This window comes from Ruegeria sp. H9 (genome assembly GCF_056532915.1).
The window spans coordinates 1-15,630 of record NZ_JBQFNX010000006.1 but is presented as its reverse complement, the minus strand read 5'-3'; the positions used below and the strand labels follow the sequence as shown (position 1 = coordinate 15,630).

At 57.9% G+C, this 15,630-nt stretch carries 6 protein-coding genes; 5 read left to right on the top strand and 1 reads right to left on the bottom strand.

The window, feature by feature from the left end:
• Positions 1–22: 22 nt before the first annotated feature.
• Positions 23–6,970 (top strand): neuraminidase-like domain-containing protein, encoded by a 6,948-nt coding sequence (locus tag ACR0CZ_RS18910; RefSeq protein WP_170399472.1) that lies wholly within the window; start codon positions 23–25, stop codon positions 6,968–6,970.
• A gap of 19 nt (positions 6,971–6,989) precedes the next feature.
• Complete coding sequence (locus tag ACR0CZ_RS18905) at positions 6,990–10,349, top strand: Tc toxin subunit A-related protein (protein ID WP_170399475.1); 3,360 nt, start codon at positions 6,990–6,992, stop codon at positions 10,347–10,349.
• Positions 10,350–10,372: 23 nt separating this feature from the next.
• On the opposite strand, the gene ACR0CZ_RS18900 is transcribed toward ACR0CZ_RS18905, so the two are convergent.
• On the bottom strand, positions 10,373–11,902 hold the full coding sequence (locus tag ACR0CZ_RS18900) for a sulfatase-like hydrolase/transferase (RefSeq protein WP_170399478.1): 1,530 nt from the start codon (positions 11,900–11,902) through the stop codon (positions 10,373–10,375).
• A gap of 375 nt (positions 11,903–12,277) precedes the next feature.
• Here ACR0CZ_RS18900 and ACR0CZ_RS18895 point away from each other — a divergent pair, with 375 nt between their 5' ends.
• The 3 genes from ACR0CZ_RS18895 to ACR0CZ_RS18885 are packed head-to-tail and all read left to right on the top strand — an operon-like array spanning position 12,278 to position 15,532.
• A complete protein-coding gene (locus tag ACR0CZ_RS18895) occupies positions 12,278–13,081 on the top strand; it encodes an inositol monophosphatase family protein (RefSeq protein WP_170399481.1) in 804 nt (267 codons plus the stop codon).
• Between the two features lie 4 nt (positions 13,082–13,085).
• The gene (locus ACR0CZ_RS18890; RefSeq protein ID WP_170399484.1) at positions 13,086–14,786 is read left to right on the top strand and encodes a Na/Pi cotransporter family protein; all 1,701 of its coding nucleotides are present in this window, start codon (positions 13,086–13,088) and stop codon (positions 14,784–14,786) included.
• A complete protein-coding gene (locus ACR0CZ_RS18885) occupies positions 14,783–15,532 on the top strand; it encodes an N-formylglutamate amidohydrolase (RefSeq protein ID WP_170399487.1) in 750 nt (249 codons plus the stop codon). The genes ACR0CZ_RS18890 and ACR0CZ_RS18885 overlap by 4 nt, the downstream gene beginning before the upstream one ends.
• Positions 15,533–15,630: the final 98 nt, after the last annotated feature.

Here is a 15,630-nt window from a genome sequence, read left to right as displayed (position 1 = left end):
TTGTCAGAAAGGGTACCTCCTCATGACCAAAGTTACGCATCCGCTAAAGCCCAGAATGCGCCGCGCTACGGTGGGCGATCTGCAATCCGCTTTGCTGGCACTGCTGCGTGAAGGCTTGCTGCTGGCCAATGATATCAGCGCGCGCCGAGCGCTGGCCGATATCGTGTCGCGCGAAAAGGATGGCCGCACACCGACCTACGGAAAGGGTACCACTGAAGCCGTTCGCCTGGTTCAAAAAGAGGCCGATCTCTCCCCGACCGGCAGTGTCGATAAAAGAACGGCAGCTGTGATTAACGATCTGGTCGCTCGACTGGACACGCCGAGGGATTTTGGCACCTACCGTGTCAGCGGTCGCGTTATAAGTGCGCAAAGTGCGGCTGTTGATGGCCTTGCTGTTGTTGTTGTCGACAAAGGTGTCGGCGGCGACGTTGAACTGGGGAAGGCTACAACCGGTAAACGCGGTGCCTTCGAGATTGTGTTTACCGGAGATCAGATCACCAAGCGCGGCAAGGATGCGCCAGACCTTCAGGTGCAGGTGCGTTTGAATGACGATGTGGTTGCCGCTTCTGCGGTGGAATATGACGCCGGACCGGATTCCGAGCTTTCCGTGGTTCTGCCTGCTGAAAGTGCCGCAAAACTGTCGTCAGAACACGCCACACTGACCAAGGCGCTCTCTGGTCAGTTCACCGGTGCCTTGTCGAAACTTGAAGAAAGCGACACCCGTCAGGACATCACATATCTGGCCAATAAAACAGGTTGGGACGCGCGCGCCGTGGCACTGGCGTCGCTATCCCAGCAGTTGTCTGACAAGACCGCTGGACGGCGTGGTCAACGCATCGACTCTGGCCTGTTCTATGCGCTTTTACGTGCAGGTGTTCCCGCCGATGACACCGCGGTTTTCCGCACGCCCCCTGCTAAAGTGGCGCAAATCTGGAAATCCGCGCTGGATGAAGGATTGATCGACGCCAAACTGGCGGATCAGACAGATGCCTCCCTTGCCCGATTTACCGAAGTCTCCGCGCGCGTGCGGCTGGATACGCCCCCTCCCGGGGCTTTGGCCGGAATGCAGCCTTTGCTTGCACTTTCGCTGACGCGGGATGACGAGCGTGAAACTTTTGCCGCGCTCCATGCGGCGCATGGTGATGATCTCGATACATTCTGGACCGAGGTAGAGGGTAAGTTGGGTCAGGACAAAGCCACCCGTTTGCAGACCGATGGCAAGCTTGCCTATCTGACGCTCAACAACTCCAAGCTGGTCGAACGCTTGCACCGTGACACCGATGGCGATGCGGACGGTACGTTGGGAGGCCTAGTGAAGGCGGGTTTTCATAAAGCCGATGCCTGGGCCGCGATCATGGATGATACCGACCCCGTGCCAGAGGCAGTTCAGGGCCGGGATGCCGCCGAAAGACGCGCCAACTATGCAGAGTTCATGGCCGCTCAGGTGCGGCTGTCTTTCCCGACTGCGGTTGTTGCGGAAATGGTCCGGGCGCAGGAGACGCCATTGGTCGATACAGGGCTGTCGAATAACGTGCATGGTTTCCTCGCAAAACATGCCGATACCTTCCAGATAGGTCAGCAGCCCGTTGCGCGCTTTATTGCAAAAAATGCGCTGGACGAACCGCCAGAAGTGGTGCGCGAAATCTCACGCATTCAGCGGGTCTATCAGATCTCGCCCGACGACAGCAGTATGAATGCCATGCTGGCTGCAGGGTTGGATTCGGCCTATGCGGTCGTGGCGCTGCCACAAGATGAGTTCCTGCGCGCCCACAAGGCCGTTCTGAACGAGGCCGTCGCGATGCAGATCTACCGCAAGGCCGAACAGGTCCATGGAGCGGTTCTGAATCTGGCCACCGCCTATATGACTCACCGGATGATGCCAGCGATCGGCCCCAGCGTGGGTGCTGCTGACGGGTTTTTGAACCCTACCCCGGGCGGGTCGGACAATTTTGGCGATGTGATCGCATACTCCACATTAGAAGAGCTTTTCGGTTCGATGGATTATTGCGGATGCGAGCATTGCCGGTCAGTCCTCAGCCCCGCAGCCTATCTTGTCGATCTTCTGCTGTTTCTCGATCGCCCCGCGACCGAGATTCCGAACGGCTTCACCAATCCACTTGATGTGTTGCTTGATCGGCGGCCTGATATTCAACACCTGCCTCTGACTTGCGAAAACACTCTGACGCCTGTGCCATACATCGACTTGGTGAACGAGGTGCTTGAGCATTTCGTTGTCAACGGCATGTCTTTGGGTGGATATCAGGGTCATTCGACCGATGGTCAAACACCGCCTGAAGAGTTGTTGGCCAGCCCTCAATTTGTACGCGATGCCGCCTATGCCACGCTGGCCACCGCCCAGTTCCCCACCCCATTGCCGTTTGACCGTTCGTTGGAGGCACTGAAGGCCCTGTTCAATCGTTTCGACGCGCCTTTACATCGGGTTATGGCCGACTTGCGTTCGTCAGACGCGCTGGACGATGCACCGTACGGATGGCGCGACATCTGGCTGCAGCGCTTGAACATCTCGCGCGGTCTCAACGCCGTCCTGACCGAAAGCGTGTCGGTTGCCGGGTCAGCGCGACCCGATCTGACAGTGCGTTCGCTTTATGGTTTTGATGCGGGTGCCAGCGCAGCCGAAGTGCGTGATGGCTTGGAAAGCGTGCGCGACCTGTGCCGCCGCACCGAGATCACGCCGGTTGATCTCGTGAACATCCTAAAGACCGAGTTCGTGAACCCCGGAGCCGCGCTGATCCCGAAGCTTGAGCATCTTGGCCTGGGCTTCGACGATATCCGGGCCTTCCGGGACGGCGCGATCAACTTCGCAGAACTACAAAGCCGGATGGCGGCACGGGTCGAGCCTGAACGCTTTGGGGGTGATATCGAGGCATGGTTGCTTGATGACACTACTTTCGACCGGATCATGGGTCTGATCGTGCTTACAAATCCGCAAGACCCGTCGGATATGTGCGACCTAAGCGCGCTTGAATTGCGTCACCCAGACCCTGATCCGCTGTCCAACCGCCTTGAATGGAATGACTTTATCCGGATTAACCGGTTCGTCCGCCTGTGGCGTGTTCTGGAACTTAGCATTGCCGACACGGATGCTATCATCTCGGCGCTTTATCCGACGAACCAGATGCCGGACGGTGCCGACGCGCAGGTAGACCTGGCTCGCATGGACGCCGGTTTTGCCGAGCTCCTGCCACAGTTGGGCATCGCCATGTCGGCCCTTGATGCGCTGGAGCTAAGGCCCGAGGACGCGCTGCGCCCGATCCTGGCCCTCTTTGGACCAATCAGCACCAATGGAACCGCCGCGCTATTCCGTGAAATGTTCCAGCGGCCTGCTCGCGAAAACCCCGCCTTTGCCGAGGACGGTTTTGGCGGTGTGCTTACAGACCCTGCGGCCCTGTTGCTGCCCGAGGTTGAAACCTTGCGCGCGGCCTTTTCATTGACGGGTCCGGAATTTAACCGGATCGTCGCTGTTTTGGGGTTCGATGACACGACACCCCTGACCATCGAGACGGTCAGCGCAATCTACCGTCGCGGCTGGTTGGCGCGCGCGCTTGAGCAAAGCGTGCCGGGATTGGAGCGTTTGCTGCAAGCCACCGGTCTTGACCCTTATGGCCCGCAAGACGCCACTGCACCCGCTCTGTTGACGGTTATCGATCTGGTGCATCGCCTGTCCGAGCTAGGCCTGTCGCTGGAAACAGCGCTGGCGCTGCTGTTGAACCATGACCCAAGTGGCCAGACGACACCGCCCGCAGAAAACATCACGACCCTGGCGCGCGATCTGCGTGCAGGGTTTGCGGCGATCACCAATGACTTTGTTCTGGTGGACGATCCCGATGGCGGTATTGCCCGGTCCCACATGGCTCTGGTCTATGGGGCCGAAGCGACCGAGCAGTTCTTCGGATATCTGGAAGCCACATCCTCGGCCGAGGTTACCTATGACCATTCTGCCCCTGCGCTAGAGCCGGTGATCCTGGCCGAGGCGCCCGATCAAATCGCTTATGACGATTTCCGCAAGGTTCTGGTTTTCAATGGGCTGATGTCGACCACTGTCAGAGATGCCCTGCAGGCCGTCGCCGGGACACCTGCTGCCTTCGCGCCAGCAATTGACGCTTTGTTCAGCGCCAGCGAGGCACAATCACAGCCATTCTTCACCCGCTTCCCCGAGCTGCTCCCGCTTCACGACGCATACCGCAGCTCAACTGCGTCAAAGGCCGAGGCCTATCGTGCCCTGCTTGAAGGAATCCTGCCGCAGCTGATCTCAAGACGGAAACGCCAGGTGGCGCTGCAGCTTCTGGGTACCGCGATCGAGGTTGAGGCTGATCTGGCAGCCGTCCTGTTCGAAAAGGCCGAGGTTCTGCATGCGGCGACTGATCCGGCCAGCTCCGCGCTTGAGGATGCCCTGATGCTCGAATCCGGGGGTCTGAGTGCTGAAATCAGCGATGGCCCGGCCCACACTGCACCGCCTGCGCGGGTCGAAACTTTATCTGGCGCGATTGATTTTGCCTCCACTGGAACAGTGCTGCCAGACAATCAAACCACACCAGGTTCTTCGATTTCGATCCGGTTACGGGGATATCTGGAAGCGCCTGAAAACGGGTTCTTCAACATTGCTGTCGAAGCTGATGCGGGCGCGACCGTGACACTCAGCATCGCAGGCGAACCTGTTCCTCTGACCGAGGCGGGCGGCATATGGTCAAACACCAACGCGATCGAGCTTCGCGCAGGCACTTTGGTCGAAATCGCGCTGGGCGTGGCCAATGTGACCGACCGTCTGGCGTTGCGTTGGAGTGCACCGGGCCGAGGAACTGGGGTCATCGACGCTTCGCATCTCTACCCGGCTGATCCGGTATCGCATCTGGGCGCGGCCTACCTGCGCACGCGCCGCATTGCCAGGTTGTCCGAAACGCTGAAACTTGACGTCGCTGAGGTCTTGCACCTGACGACACATGGCGATTTGCAGATTGCGGGTGCGGCCTGGCCAAACAGCCTGCCCGTCACCGGCACACCTGATGATCCGACCTCCGCCGCGCTGATGGGGGTGCTAACGGCACACCTGCGCATGGCGCGATTAAAGGCGGCTTATGACCCTGAAAATGCCCGGCTGGTCTCGATAGCCGAGAATCCAGCATTCGCCATAGCCGACGCCGAGGCTGAGTTGTTCCAAGTCACGCGCTGGGATCCCGTGGATATCGCCGCCCTGTTGGTACATTTCGGACTCACCCCAGCCGATATTGGCGATCTGGCCGTTCTGGAGCGGCTTCATGACATCGCCGAATGGCTGACGGCACTTGGGATTCCGGCGACAGCGCTTATCGCTGCCGCAACACCCGCCCCAACCGGACCCATTGTGCGGAATTTCCGCGCCGCCCTTCGTGCGCGTTACAGCCCGGATGACTGGCTCAAAATCCTGCAACCGATCAATGACCGCCTGCGCAAGCGCCAGCGTGATGCATTGGTGGCGCATATCCTGCACGATCTGCGCGGGCGTCCGGATGCGGCGCATATCAACACGCCCGAAAAGTTGTTCGAATACTTCCTGATGGACGTGCAGATGGAGCCGTGCATGCTCACTTCGCGGGTTCGTCACGCATTGTCCTCGGTACAGATCTTTACCGAGCGCTGCCTGATGAACCTTGAACCCCGTGTGGCTGCATCCAGCCTTCGGTCCAAGCATTGGGAGTGGATGAAGCGTTACCGCGTGTGGGAGGCAAACAGGAAAATCTTCCTGTACCCTGAAAACTGGATGGAGCCGGAATTGCGCGACGACCAGTCACCCTTCTTCCGTGAGGCGATGAGTGAATTGTTGCAGGGTGACATCACCGAGGAACGCGCAGCCACCTCGCTGATCGGGTATCTGCAGAAACTGGAAGAGGTCGCCAAGCTGGAAGTATGCGGCCTCTACCAGATCGAGGGCGATCCGGGTGCAGCAGACGATGTGCTGCACGTCATCGGGCGGACCGCCGGGGCCAAGCGCAGTTATTACCACCGAACCCGTGCCTACGGCTCGTGGAGCGCGTGGGAGAAAATCCCGCTGGATATCGAGGATAATCCGGTTATGCCGCTGGTCTGGAACAATCGTCTGTTCCTGTTCTGGATCAAGATGATGCCGGAAAACACGGCACAAGGAACACCCAACGCGGGATCAGGCCCGCTGGCCGAGGTTGAGGCGTCATCGTTGATGGATGTTGATGAACCCACCTTTGACGTCAAGGTCATGCTGAACTGGACCGAACGGGTGGATGGCGTGTGGCAACCGCCGCGCAGTTCGGATCCTGATGAGCCCCTGTTGCTGCGCGAAAACGTGCCAGCCCGAGAGATGCGCAATTTCCGCAAAGGCATCCGCCTGTCTTCATTCCCTTGGACCAACGGGATGCGGATATCGATCTCGTACAAGGATTGGCTGGGCGTTTCGTTCTTTATGTACAACACGTTTAGCACACCCGATACGCGCTCACCCAAGAAGGCGCCGCATTTCTTGCCGAAACGTATTACGTCGACCGGGTCAAACCGCCTTACAGCGATCTATTCCAATGACGGGATCACGCATCGGTTGCTGTCCAATAAGGCGCCCGATCAGGCCACACAGCCGCATCACCCGACCAATGGGGAAGCCTGGGAGTCGCCGTTCTTCTATGCCGACCCGCGATATGTGTTCTACGTGTCCACGAAGCAGCGGATCGTCGAAGTTGTGACTTGGCTTGATTTTGGCCGCGTGGCCGAGGTTGACCCGACAATCGATACCATGGTGCTGGCATTCGAGCCGTTTGCCGAGCAGCCCGACCGGATTGAACGGGTGACTGCAATCCCCGGCTTTGGCAGCGCCGACCTGAGCACTCTTCGTGCATTCGTGACCGAAGACGCCTTTGTCCATACAGCGCTGGGCACCGGTGGCACGGTCCGCTTTGGCGACCGCGACATCGGCCCGATGGGCAGCACCGTCCGCATGCGTCGCACTTGATCCGGAAAGGACTTTGATCATGGATACCAGCAAGATCAGCACTTACGGCTATCATCACCTGCTTGATCAGGACATTTTCGGCCCCCAGAAGATCAAGCTTATCAGCTATGAAAAACACTGGGACTACACGTTTGAAAACTTCTTCCACCCCTTCGTGTCGGAGTTGATCGAGCGTCTGAACATACAGGGTGTGCCCGGGATGTTGTCCCCGGAGTTTCACAAAAGCTTGCGCAAGTCATTCTTCAATTCCCTCTATTCCCCGCAGGAAACCGACAAGATCGACATCCATTCGTTCCCGAAGGAAATCGACACGCGGATGGGTGGGCCTTATGCCAACTACAATTGGGAACTGATGTTCCATGTGCCGCTGACCATTGCGGCGCACTTGTCCAAGACCCAACGTTTCGCCGAAGCGCAACGCTGGTTCCATCTGATTTTCGATCCGACCGAGAATGACCCCGATGTACCGGTGCCCACACGCTATTGGCGTTTCCTTGCCTTTCGCGAGGGCGAAGCCCAATCCATCGATACGTTGTTGACCCTGCTCAGCAAACCAAACGACGAATGCACCGACGCGGAGCTGGCCGAGAAAGAAGCGATCCTAAATGGGTATGAAGCGGTGCGAAACACCCCGTTTCAGCCCTTTGCAGTCGCGCGCACACGGACGATTTCATTCATGATGCACGTGGTGATGAAGTACCTCGACAATCTGATTGCCTGGGGTGACAACCTGTTCCAGCAATTCACGCGCGAAGCCATCATGGAAGCGCTGCAGATCTATGTGCTCGCCTCGAACTTGCTGGGCGACAAGCCCCAGCGGTCGCCTGCGGGTGGAACAACCACACCTCGGAACTTTGCGCAACTTCGGGCGCAAGGGCTTGATCCGATGGGCAATGCATTGGTCGAGCTTGAAGGCGCGTTCCCCTTCAATTTCACAACGCCAACAGGTGCGGGCACCAGCGACAGCGCTGCGCCGTTATTCGGTATGGCCCGCACGTTGTATTTCTGCATCCCGCATAATGAAAAGCTGCTGGGTTATTGGGATACGGTTGCCGACCGGCTGTTCAAAATCCGCAACTGTATGGATATCGAAGGGCAGGTTCGTCCGCTTGCCCTGTTCGACCCGCCGATCGATCCCGGAATGCTGGTCAAGGCGGCGGCGGCTGGGCTGGATATCGGCTCTGTCGTTTCGGGTTTGAATCAACCGGTCAGCCCCGTCCGCTCGCGCGTGTTGATCGAGAAGGCCGCGGAATTGGCCGGAGAGGTCCGCAATATCGGGTCGGCCTTGCTGACCGCCTTGGAAAAACGCGACGCCGAGGCACTGGCCCTGTTGCGGCAAGGTCACGAAGTCAGCTTGCAGAAACTGCAGGTCGATCTGCGTTACCTTCAATGGAAAAACACCGAGGCAGCGACGCAAGCCCTGATCGGCAGTCGCGGCGCGGCGCTTGAGCGATTGAACTACTACAAGCGCTTGCTGGGTCAGGAGGCTGATCCAAATGCGCCCGAGACCCTGGAGCTGACCCGTCAGACCCTGACAAAGGCCAATTTCGACGAAGCCTACGAAGCACTTGTTGCGCAATATGACGTGCCGGTTCAGCGGCTGGAGTTTCCCGATCTTGAGCGTCCGGGCGATGGCGATGGCGCGCAGACGTCAGGCCAAACCGGGGACGGAGACCTTCACCTGTCGAAAAAAGAGAATGAAGAACTTAACATCCTGCTGCCAATAGCCCGGGACACAACGCTGGCCAAATCGGTATTCCACTCGATCTCGGCAACGCTTACCCCGATCCCCGACCCGAAACTGGATCTGCACTATTGGGGTCTCGGCGGCACCATCGATTTTAAGGTGGGAACCGTGCTGTCCTCGGTCATGAGGATCGCGGGGGATGTTTCCGGGATGATCGCGGATTGGAACCGTGATCAGGCCGGGATGGCGGCTCGCGCCGCCGTCTATGAACGCCGCGCCGACGAATGGATTTTACAGCACAATCTGGCGGCCCATGATGTGATGCAGATCGGGCGTCAGATTCTGACATCGTTGATCGCGGAACAGGCGCAGCATCGCGAATACCTGAACTTGAAGAAAGCAATCCGTCTAACAGAGCAGACCCGCGATTTCTTGCAGGACAAATACACCAACGAAGAGCTCTATGGCTGGTTGCAAGGCGAGTTGTCAAAGCTGTATTACGAGTACTACCGCTTTGCCTTCGATACCGCGCGACGCGCCGAGCAGACCATGAAAGCCGAACTGATGCGGCCCGAGCTGGATCAGAAAACTCTGGTGCAGTTCAACTATTGGGATGGCGGTCGCAAGGGGCTTCTTTCCGGCGAAGCGCTGCTGCTGGACGTCAAGCGGATGGAGCTTGCGTATCATGAACACAACCGCAACGAATACGAGCTGACCAAACATGTCAGCCTGCTGCAAATCGATCCACTGGCCCTGGTCAACCTACGACGCACGGGTCGGTGTACCTTCAAAATCCCCGAGGCGCAGTTCGATCTGGATGGGCCGGGCCACTATTTCCGCCGGATCAAGAGTGTTGCGCTCAGCCTGCCCTGCGTGTCCGGGCCCTATATTGGGACCCACGCGAAACTCGTGCATCTCAAGAGCAGCATCCGGCAACGACCGGATATCGGGGATGGCTATGTTCGCACGGGCCCCGAAGACGACCGTTTCGCCGATATTCACAGCGCCGAAAGCAATGTGTTCAGTGCGGCGCAAATGGAAACCGGTCAGTTCGAGGGCATGCCTGATGATCGCTATTTACCATTCGAGAATGTGGGCGCAGTCAGCGAATGGCGGCTAGAGCTGCCGGCGGACCCAACGCAGGGCGATCCGCAACAGTTCGACTATGACACGATCTCGGACGTCGTCTTGCACCTGCGCTACACTGCGCGGGATGGCGGTGGACCCGTGCGTAATGCGGCGGTTGATCATCTGAAAGCCGATATCGCGGCAGACGGGACTGTGGGCAATGTGCGGCTATTCTCACTGCGGCACGAGTTCCCGACAGAATGGGCACGCTTCCGCCGCGAAACACCCGCTGCGGGTGGGCGTCACGAGCTGCGGCTGACACTCCGACCCGAGCACTATCCCTATTGGTCGGCTGGTCGCCTCACGACGCTCAAACGGTGCGATCTTTTTGCTGAAAGCAGTCTGGATGCTGCTCCGGCAACAATCACGGTGTCTGATCGTTCTGATACCAGCGACGGAGGTGTGGTTCAGGACACATTGACCCGCCGTCCGGAACTGGGCGATCTGGCGGTTGGTCAGTTGGCGACGGTTCCGTTACCCGCAGGCCCAACGGGTGAGATCGTGCTGTTTTTCGACACCGCAGAGTTCGAGGATATGCTGATGACTGTAACCTGGGGTGGTTGACGATCCTCAGCCATATAGGAACGTCACGGATGGCGCGGACCATCCGGGGTGATCATCCAGTTTGATAGGGTCTTGTCCATTTTCCGCATCCGGTGGCGCAACATGTCGCGTGTCATGCGTGCCAATGTGGCGGCGTGTTCAGGATGTTCTGCCACGTTCTCCATCTCACCCTGCCCTTCACCGTCAAACAGCATGGGCGGAAGATCAGCCGCAAACTCAACCAATGTAAACCGGTTGTCGCGCAGGATGCTCAGGCAGCTGTCCTCTAACCCCGTTTCCAGTTCGCGTTGCCAGCGGGTTGGGTTCAGCGGATCAGCGAAGTCCAACTCCGAGAATGAATAGCGGCGCCAGTCAGCCGGGGTTGAGGATTCACTCTGAAGGAAGGGCAACAGCGAATGCCCATTCATGGAATCCGGTATTGTCCGCCCGATCCATTCGAGAATCGTCGGAACGATATCAATCGATTCCGTGGGTGCCTCGACCCGTTTACCACGGGCTCCATCGGGCATGCGCACGATCAAGGGTGTATGATAGGCCGCATCATAAACCGACATCTTACCCCAACTGTGCCGATCCCCCAGCATCTCGCCATGATCTGCGGTGACCACCAGCATTGTGTTGTCGTACTGCCCTGTCTCTTTCAAAAACGAAACCACGCGGCCGATATGATGATCTACCTCCGTGGCAAGACCCAGATAGATCGAACGCAGCGTCTGCACTACCTCGTCCGTCGGTTCAAGGTCCGGGAAACCTTCAACAAACCCGGCAACCGTGCTGTTGGCCCGTGCCGGAGCGAAAAACGGATGCAACGCCTCTTCGGCCTCGGCGGTTAGCAGTCGCGATGGCAATGGTAGCGAGGCAGGGTCATACATTCGGTTATATGGTGCCGGGGCTACCAGCGGTGGATGCGGGCGAATGTAGGTCAGATGTGCAAACCATCCCCTGTCATCATCCGCATACGCCGGCATGGTTTCCAGAAACCGATCGGTTAGAAAGGCGGTATCGCTATCCTCGGCTGCGTAGAAGGCCGGGTCATTCAGTGCAGGCTGGCCGCCATCGGGTGCGACCGGTTTGAACACGTCAATATAGTTTTCGAACTCATATCCACGGTTTTTCAGATGAGAACGCCATGGGAATGACATCTCCAACCGCATTTCCAGCATTTCCTGAAAACCGGCCATGTGGAATTCATATGACCTGAGCGCCGGGTCTTTTGCATCAAACACGCGCGGGTCCTGTGATGTGTCGGTATATCCAAAAAGCATCGGCAGATACCCTGCCTTGCGCATCTCGCTGGCGATGGTCGGTGCATCGTGGCGCAGTGGCGTGCCGTTTCGTACCGACCGGTGGTTCATCGCGTATTGCCCGGTCAGCAATGAGGCGCGCGATGGCCCGCAGGGGTTGGTAACGGAAAAGTGCCGCGTGAAAGAAACACTGTCCTCCATCAATGCGCGCATGTGAGGCAGGTCAACATGGGCCTCCAATGCCCCAAACAAACAATCCGCCCGCATCTGGTCGGTAATGATAAACAGGACGTTGTGTTTGTCTGTCATATCCCGGTGCTCCTAATCGCTGAACCGAATCTTTGGCCCTGCGCGTGTATTCCTGCCAAAACTACGCGGCGGTATTGCCTGCTTTGCCTCGGAATGGCGATACCCACCGCTCAAAAATCCACAAACGAAACCGCCAATCAACCAAAAACGGAATAATTTGGTTGAATAAGTTGTTTTTTGTGGGTTAATGTTGCTGTGCTGTGTGGGGTTTTGTGACGTTGATGCTTAAAAGATGTTGCGTAATGCAGCATCGCAGAGTGACGATACAACCGGAACACCCATGTGCAATGGCGATCCGTTAGTCATCCAGTTTACCTGTACCATGGCGGCGTCTCTGAATACTGCTTAAGGCATTGCAATGAGGGACAAAAACAGATGCTAACCCCACCTAATACCGTTGCAACGCCCGAAGGTACGGCAGATATCGCGATTCACGCCGCCGAAATCGCCAATATCGCCGCGCAGGCTGCGCGCGGGTACTTTCGGGGACGTTTGGGGGTTGAGTTCAAGGCGGACGAAAGCCCGGTCACACAGGCGGACAAGGGTGTCGAGGCCGTGGTGCGACAATATTTGGCTGAGAACTTTCCAGATGACGGTATCTTTGGCGAAGAACAGGGGTTCGAAGGTCAGGATCGGCAGAATATCTGGATTGTAGATCCCATTGACGGCACCCGATCATTCCTGTCGGGGCATCCGTTGTTTGGGTTCCTGTTGGGATATCTCACGAATGGTGTTCCCCGATTGGGGGTCATCGGCATGCCTGCCCTGAACGAATTTCTGATCGGCATGAAAGGTCAAGGGGCCACACTGAATGGCAAGCCTGTCTCGGTCAGCGTTACACACCAATTGAGCGACGCAGTTTTTTTCGTCAACGAAGGCGACAAGATTTACCGGGATCATCCGGCCCTGTTTGATCGGTTGATGAATTCGGGACAGACCCGACGCTTCGCCTATGACTGCTACCCGCATGCACTGCTTGCGATGGGCCATGTTGATGCGGTCATCGATTATGATCTGCAGCCTTATGACTATCTGCCGGTTTCCGCCGTAGTTGAAGCTGCGGGCGGGATTATGAGCGATTGGGAGGGCAATCCGCTTAATCTGAACTCTGACGGTCGGGTGATATCGGCGGCGACGCCGCAATTACACGCCGAGCTTCTTGATCTGGTGAACGGATAGCAGGATGGCGATTGTCAGTTTCCTCATAAGTCTGGCTGGTGCAACGATGCTGCTGCTCTACGCTGTGCGCATGGTGCGCACGGGCATCGAGCGTAGCTATGGTGCATCGTTTCAGCGGGTGATGACGGGGCAGCGCAGCTATGCGCAGGCCTCGATGGTAGGGCTTGCAATGGCCGTCGTCTTGCAAAGCTCGGCCGCGGTTGCATTGCTGACCTCCGGATTTGCGGCGGGCGGGATGTTGGCCTTTCCGACCGGGCTCGCGATGGTTCTGGGTGGCGATCTCGGCTCGGCGCTGATCATTCAGGTTCTGTCCTTCAAACTGGATTGGTTGGTGCCGCTACTGCTTGCGGTCGGCGGCTATCTGTTCGTCAAGACAGAGGCCAAGAAACCGCGCCAGTTGGGCCGTATTCTGATGGGTGTCGCATTCATCCTGATCTCACTGCGTTTTCTCCGCGAGGCGATGGACCCAATCCGTGACAGCGCCTTTCTACCCGCCATCGCCGAGTATCTTGCGCGTGATTACATCACAGCGTTCCTAGTCGGTGGAGCGCTGGCCTTTGTCATGCATTCTTCGGTTGCTGCGATCTTGATGTGCGTGACCCTGGTGCAAATCGGGGCGATCCCGTTTGCCGCCGGGCTCTCGCTGGTGTTGGGTGCTAATTTCGGGTCCGCCTTCATCCCGGTTTGGCTGACACGCGGCATGGCCCTGTCTGCAAGGCGCGTTCCCTTCGCTAATCTGGCGCTGCGGGGCAGTTGGTCAATTGTCTCGCTGTTTGCTGCCAACCTGGCGCTGCGAACCGGAGTATTGGGCGATCTGCAAGGCGGGCAGATGCTGGTGAATGCACATCTGATTTTCAACGCCTCGCTTCTGGTTCTGGCCCTGCCGTTCTGCGGCATGCTGCGCGGGCCATTCGAAAAACTGCTGCCCGATCCGAAAAGTCCTGAAAGCAGCGCGCAGCCCGGGCAACCGATCAGCGCGCTTGATCTCGACTCCCTCAGCAGACCCAATCAGGCCCTGTCTAACCTCAAACGCGAGCTTCTGCGGATGAGCGATATGGTTGGCTCGATGTTCCGGCCTGCGCTGGAGCTCTATCGCAGCGGCGACAAGGAGCAGATCCGGGCCATTCGGGACATGGATACTGATGTGAACGATTGCCTTTCTGGTATCCGGCAATATGTGGCGGCTATCCCCGCTGATGCGTTCGGCAAGGAAAATGCCAAGATTGCGCGGGACCTAATGGAATATGCCATTCGCCTGGAAACCGCGGGCGACGTGGTGGCCAAACGCCTGACGGCATTGGCGGATGACATGCGCAAAAAGGGGGCCGCGTTCTCGAAAGAAGGTTGGTCAGAGCTGGTCGAAATGCACGAGGGGATTGTGGCCAACCTGAAACTGGCCTCGAACGTGCTGATCTCGGACGATCTGGAAAGCGCGCGTCTGCTGAGCCTGGAAAAAACCGAAATCAAGCGGGCCGAGCGTGACAGTCGCAAACGCCACCTTAAACGCTTGCAACATGGCAGCGCAGAAAGCTTTGAAACCAGCGACATCCACCTCGAAACGCTGCGCGCCTTTCGCGAATTCAACAGTCACATCGCGGCCGTCGCCTATCCGATCCTGTATCGCAACGGGCAGTTGCTTGAAACCCGTCTGATCGAAGAAATGCCGCAGATGGAACAGGATGCGGATACCGAGGTCAAAGGATGACCGGATCGGTCGAAATCCTGAACCAGGTGGGCGTTGGGCGCGTCGTTCTGCTGTGTGAACATGCAAGCAACCGCATTCCGGCAGAGTTTGATGATTTGGGATTGTCCGCATCCGCGCGCGTCAGCCATGCTGCTTGGGATCCGGGCGCGATGGCGCTGACACGGGCGCTGTCGATAGCGCTTGATGCTCCGGTCGTGGCCTCGACCGTCTCGCGATTGGTCTATGATTGCAACCGTCCGCCCGAGGCGGCAAGCGCAATGCCCGAGAAATCAGAACTGATCGAAGTGCCGGGCAATGTGGGCCTCGATCAATCGCAACGCGATGCACGCATCCAGGCAGTGTATGCCCCGTTCTGTCAGGCAGTTGCACAGGTTCTGGATGCGCGCGGTCCGGATACAGTCGTTGTGACTATTCACTCCTTCACGCCAGTCTATTTTGGGCAGCCGCGCGCGGTTGAACTTGGACTTCTCCATGACGAGGACAGCCGTCTGGTCGATGCCATGCTGGATCACATGGATCAGATCCCGCATCGCCGCACGGAACGCAATCAGCCCTATGGCCCCGCTGACGGTGTAACGCATTCGCTCCGTCTCCATGCGCTGAGCCGGGGGCTGGCCAATGTGATGATCGAAGTACGCAATGATCTTTTGGGCAATGAAATACAGGTTGCCAACATGTCCCGGGACATACTGGCGCTGCTTGAACCGGCGCTGAACGATATCACGATCAGGGAGGACGCATCGTGAGCGCGACGCTGACATTTGAGCATTTGAAGGCTGAGGTTTCGTCTGGCGAGATTGATACGGTATTGGTTTGTCTGGTTGACATGCAGGGCCGTTTGATG

Bases quoted from the DNA above. Each gene is read 5' to 3' on its own strand.
- ACR0CZ_RS18910 (WP_170399472.1), top strand. From the start codon at position 23: ATGACCAAAGTTACGCATCCGCTAAAGCCCAGAATGCGCCGCGCTACG.
- ACR0CZ_RS18905 (WP_170399475.1), top strand. From the start codon at position 6,990: ATGGATACCAGCAAGATCAGCACTTACGGCTATCATCACCTGCTTGAT.
- ACR0CZ_RS18900 (WP_170399478.1), bottom strand. From the start codon at position 11,902: ATGACAGACAAACACAACGTCCTGTTTATCATTACCGACCAGATGCGG.
- ACR0CZ_RS18895 (WP_170399481.1), top strand. From the start codon at position 12,278: ATGCTAACCCCACCTAATACCGTTGCAACGCCCGAAGGTACGGCAGAT.
- ACR0CZ_RS18890 (WP_170399484.1), top strand. From the start codon at position 13,086: ATGGCGATTGTCAGTTTCCTCATAAGTCTGGCTGGTGCAACGATGCTG.
- ACR0CZ_RS18885 (WP_170399487.1), top strand. From the start codon at position 14,783: ATGACCGGATCGGTCGAAATCCTGAACCAGGTGGGCGTTGGGCGCGTC.